The organism is Paucibacter sp. XJ19-41, from assembly GCF_028462495.1.
Lineage (GTDB): Bacteria > Pseudomonadota > Gammaproteobacteria > Burkholderiales > Burkholderiaceae_C > Roseateles_E.
In genome coordinates, this window is sequence record NZ_JAQOWX010000214.1 from 1 (window position 1) to 3850 (window position 3850).

The window sequence follows — 3850 nt, forward strand, 5'->3', positions numbered from 1 at the left end:
CATCGCCCCGGCCCCGCAGACCCACAGCGGCGCGCAGCCGGCAAGCAGCACGCGCAAGGCCTCGTCGGCGCGGCCCGCGGCCCAGGTCGGTGGCGCAGCGCCAGGGCGCAAGGCATCGCTGCCATGCAGGGCCAGCGGCCCGCCGGCACCGGCGATGGGGTTGATCAGGAGGCCGACGCGCATGCTCTCTTCTCGCTCGCTTCAGGCCTTGGCGCCATGTTCGGCCAGCTTGCGCTGCCAGGCCCGCCAGGTGATGGCCCAGCGCCTGGGGTCTTCCAGATACTCGTCCTTGACCCGGGTGGTCGGGCAGTTGTGCGGCGCACCCAGCACCAGCGCGGGGTCCGTGCGCGCCTCGTGAGCGACCTGGGCCATGATCTGCACGAACTCGTCCAGGTCGGCGCGCGAGTAGGCCTCGGTGGGTTCTATCGTCGCGGGCTCGGGCACCCCATAGGGATGGTGGCTGGTCCAGTAATGGGTGCCGTAGTCGGCGGCCCGCAGGCCGATATCGCCCGAGCCGACGCCGGTTTCTTCGCTGAGCTGCGCCCAGCTGTAGCGCACCTGCTCGATGCGGCGTTTTCCCGCCGCATAAGGCGCGCTCAGGCCGGGGATCTGCAGCAGCCGGCTCATCATGTAGTTGTTGTTCAGCACCGCGACCTCGGCCACCTCGCGCAGCCCTTCGGCGCCCAGATTCATCACCCAGGCATAGGCCCGCAGCACCACACTGGCCGTGCCCATGAAGGCCGCCACCTTGCCGATCGATTGCGCCTCGCCCTGATCGATGCGGTACTGCGCGCCGTCCTTGACGATGCGCGGCCGTGGCAGAAAGGGCGCCAGCGCCGCCGTTACCGCGCAGGCACCAACGGCCGGTCCGCCGCAGGCATGGGGTGTCGCGAAGGTCTTGTGCAGATTGAAGTGGCACAGATCGAAGCCGGCCTCGCGCGCCCGGGTGATGCCCAGCAGGCCGTTGGCATTGGCCTGGTCATAGCAGGCCAGCGCGCCTACCGCGTGGGCGGCGGCGACGAACTCGGCGATCCGGGGGTTGAAGATGCCGGTGTCCTCAGGGTTGGTGATGAGCAGCGCCGCGGTTCGCGGGCCGACCGCCGCCTGCATCGCGGCCAGGTCCGGGTAGCCATCGGCATCGGGGTATAGCGTGATGACCTTGTAGCCCAGCACCTTGGCGCAGGCGGCATCCGAGGGGTGGGAGAAGATCGTTGTGATGATCTCGTCGCGCTCCCCGGCTTCGCCACGCGACTCGAACCAGGCGCGGATCATCGCGATATTGGCGTAGATGGCTTGCGAGCCCGAGCGCGGCTGCAGGCTCACCGCGTCCATGCCCGAGACCTCGCAGATCACCTGCTCCATCTGGTGCATCACCTGCAGAATGCCCTGCACGGTGGACTCGTGCTGCAAGGGATGCAGCTCACTCATCCGGGCATCGCGGGCCAGCTGCTCGTTGATCTTGGGGTTGTACTTCATCGTGCAGGTGCCCTGCCCGACGTCGACATTCAGATCCGCGCCCAGGTTCTCCTGCGACAGGCGCAGATAGTGGCGCAGCACCCGGTTCTGGCTCAGCTCCGGCAGGGCCGGGGCCTTGGCGCGGCGCATGCCGCTGGGCAGCCGGTCCAGCGCCTGCGCGGTGGCCGTGGCGATGCCGGGCTCCAGCTCGGGCACCAGGATGGCCCGCTCGCCGGCCTGGCTGAGCTCGAAGATCAGCGGCTCGTCCCAGCGCGCCTGCTGGTAGCGGCGCAGATTGGGTTTGCCGTCGCAAAAGCGATGGGCGGAGATGTTTTCCATGGTGCTGGGGTTTGTTGCGGTCATTGGCTCAGCAGCTCGCGCAGGGCCGCCACCAGGCGGTCGATATCGGCCTGGCTGTGCAGCTCGGTGAAGGCATAGAGGGCACTCTGGCCCAGGGCGGGGAAGGCGGCCGACAGATCGTGGCCGCCGAAGATGCCGTGCCGCTCGCGCAGGGCCGTGTTGATCTGGGCCACCGTGAAGCCGCTGGCGCCGAAGTCCAGCACAAACTCCTTGAAGTGGGCCGTGTCCGCATGGGCCAGGCGCAGGCCCGGCAGCTCGGCCAGGCGCTGGCGAGCATAGGCAACGCGGCGCGCAATGCCCTCGCCCAGCTCCACCATGCCTTGCGGGCCCAGGCTAGCCAGATAGACACCGGCCGTGATGCCCCACAGCGCGGCGGCCGTGCCGACGAACTCATTGCCCTGCTCGCGCTTGTCGAAGGAGGTGCGGTGATAGGCCACATCGCCGAAGCCGTACTGGCCCGGCACCGAGGTCGGCGCGATGCCGAACAGACGCGAGGGGTATTGCAGCACCAGGGCCTCGTCATCGCGGCTGGCGATGAAGCCGCCATGGCCGCCGCCATAGCTCATATGCATGCCCAGCGGCTGGATGTCGCCGCAGACGATGGCCGCGCCATAGTCGCCCGGCGGGGTCAGCAGGCCCAGCGAGCCGGGGTCCACGCCGACGATCAGCAGCGCGCCGGCCGCCTTCACCAGGCCGGCCAGCGCCGCGCCCTCGTCGATGCCGCCGAAATAGTTCGGCACGTCCACATAGAAGGCCGCCGCCTGCGGGCCCAGCTTGGCCTGCAGATCGGCGCGGTCCACCAGGCCGGTGGCGGCGTCGAAGGCCACCTCGATGAACTCGATCTCGCTGCGCCCGTAGGTCTGCATATGCGAGCGCTTGTCGGGGTTCACATTGGCGGCCACCAGCACCTGACGGCGGCCGCCGCCCTGGTAGCGCACGGCCATGCAGCAGGCGGTGGCAGCGGCCTGCAGTCCGTCATAGGTGGGCACGCTGACCACATCCATATTCAGCAGCTCGCCCATCATCGAGACGTACTCCCACAGCGCCTGGAAGCGGCCATGGTCGTCATAAGGCTCGCCGGCATAGGCGGTCAGGAACTCGCTGCGGCCATTGATCTCGTCGCAGATCGCCGGCACATGGTGCTGGTAGCAGCCGCCGCCCAGAAAGCTCAGCACATCGCCGCAATGCCTGTTCTGAGCCAGCAGACCCTGCACATGACGCTTGAGCCGCGCCTCCGACAGCAGCGGCGCCGGCAGGTTCAGCGGCCGCGACAGGCGCAGCGCGGGCGGGATGTCGGCATAGAAATCCTCGACCGAGCTCGCGCCGGTGGCCGCCAGCATCGCCGCCTTGACCTCGGGCACCGAGTTCGGAATATAGGGGTAAACCTGAGATTTGTTCATGACCCTGTGCGTGGCTTGAAACGTTTCGATAGACGCTATTGCACAGGCAGAAGAGGAATCGTACAAACGACATATATTTGCGCTATACATAAACACAGCTAATCCATGCGACGCCATCTGCACCATCTGAACGCGCTGCGCTGCTTCGAGGCGGCGGCGCGCCAGCTGTCCTTCACCCAGGCCGCGACCGAGCTGCACGTGACCCAGGCGGCGGTCAGCCACCAGGTGCGGGCGCTGGAGCAGGCCCTGGGCCAGCCGCTGTTCGAGCGCCGGCCGCGCCAGGTGCGGCTGACCGCCGCCGGCGAGCGTCTGGTGGGCGTGTTGTCCAGCAGCTTTGACCGCATCGACGAGTTGCTGGGCCAGCTCAAGCAGGGCAGCCGGCAGACCCAAAGCCTGCAGCTGGCCGTCACGCCCAGCTTCTCCGGCCGCTGGCTGATGCCACGGCTGCCGCGCTTCTGGGATGCGCACCCCGAGATCGAGCTGCATCTGCACCACAGCACCCAGCCCGATGCGCTCGCCCGCGGCACGGCCGAGGCGGCGGTGGCCTGGCTGCGCGAGCCGCCGCCGCGCCTCTGGGCCCAGCGCCTGTTCGGCACCGCGCTGAGCCCGGTCTGCGCCCCCACCCTGCCCCGGCC

4 protein-coding genes are annotated in these 3850 nt (G+C 68.7%); 1 reads left to right on the plus strand and 3 read right to left on the minus strand.

What is annotated here, in order from left to right; all coding sequences use genetic code 11:
• The 3 genes from PO768_RS28050 to gcvPA form a co-directional block, all read right to left on the minus strand.
• On the minus strand, positions 1-183 hold a 183-nt coding region (locus tag PO768_RS28050), incomplete at its 3' end, for a hypothetical protein (protein ID WP_272648678.1).
• 18 nt (positions 184-201) lie between these two features.
• Entirely contained in the window at positions 202-1794 is a 1593-nt protein-coding gene (gene gcvPB / locus PO768_RS28055; RefSeq protein ID WP_272648679.1) for an aminomethyl-transferring glycine dehydrogenase subunit GcvPB, read from the minus strand.
• A 20-nt stretch (positions 1795-1814) separates the two neighbouring features.
• The gene (gene gcvPA / locus PO768_RS28060) at positions 1815-3215 is read right to left on the minus strand and encodes an aminomethyl-transferring glycine dehydrogenase subunit GcvPA (protein ID WP_272648680.1); all 1401 of its coding nucleotides are present in this window, start codon (positions 3213-3215) and stop codon (positions 1815-1817) included.
• Positions 3216-3320: 105 nt separating this feature from the next.
• Between gcvPA and PO768_RS28065 the strand changes: the two genes are divergently transcribed.
• On the plus strand, positions 3321-3850 hold a 530-nt coding region (locus PO768_RS28065), incomplete at its 3' end, for a LysR family transcriptional regulator (protein ID WP_272648681.1).